Here is a 353-nt window from a genome sequence, read left to right on the forward strand (position 1 = left end):
CGGCCGCGCCGAGGGAGTCGGCGAGGGCCTCGATGATCGCGAAGTTCTCGGTGCCGTTGACGCCGCGGCCGCCGGAGACCACGATCGCGGCCTCGGTCAGCTCCGGACGCCCGGTCGACTCGCGCGGCGTGCGGCCGGTGACCTTGGTACCGGTGGCCAGCACGCCGAACGTCACCTCCAGCGCCTCCACGCTGCCGGCGGCCGGGGCGGCCTCCACGGCCGCGCTGTTGGGCTTGACGGTGATGACCGGGGTGCCCTTGGAGACACGGGACTTGGTGGTGAAGGACGCGGCGAACACCGACTGGGTGGCCACCGGGCCCTCGTCACCGGCTTCGAGGTCGACGGCGTCGGTG

General features: G+C 73.7%; 1 protein-coding gene. It reads right to left on the minus strand.

The window, feature by feature from the left end; all coding sequences use genetic code 11:
* A partial coding sequence (locus RM704_RS44990; RefSeq protein ID WP_311593659.1) for an FAD-binding protein occupies positions 1 to 353 on the minus strand: 353 nt, incomplete at both ends.

Source organism: Streptomyces gottesmaniae (assembly GCF_031845845.1).
GTDB lineage: Bacteria > Actinomycetota > Actinomycetes > Streptomycetales > Streptomycetaceae > Streptomyces > Streptomyces akebiae.